Annotated in this window: 1 protein-coding gene; it reads right to left on the bottom strand. The window is 54.9% G+C overall.

The genetic code is table 11. From position 1 onward, the window contains the following. Nucleotides 1-26 precede the first annotated feature (26 nt). On the bottom strand, nucleotides 27-257 hold a 231-nt coding region (locus KVS69_RS19840), incomplete at its 5' end, for a hypothetical protein (protein ID WP_217539817.1).

Here is a 257-nt window from a genome sequence, read left to right on the forward strand (position 1 = left end):
CGCGTCGAGATGAGCCAGGCGCAGATCTATGGACTTTCGTACCATGCCATATCTCCTTCCGGTAGTCTGCCTCTAAAGGCTGTCATCTCGTTGCCGTTCACGTCGCGAACCTTGATCGACTGAATGTCTGGCCGTTGCCTGATTAGGGTAGCAATCGCCTCGATAATGTCGATGGGCATGTCCGGCGAGTAGACGACGCCGACTCCGCTTCTTTCCTCATGAACGACGATTTCACTATCGCTCATGTTCCCGCCTCG

The organism is Stenotrophomonas sp. GbtcB23, from assembly GCF_019091045.1.
GTDB classification, from domain to species: domain Bacteria; phylum Pseudomonadota; class Gammaproteobacteria; order Xanthomonadales; family Xanthomonadaceae; genus Stenotrophomonas; species Stenotrophomonas rhizophila_A.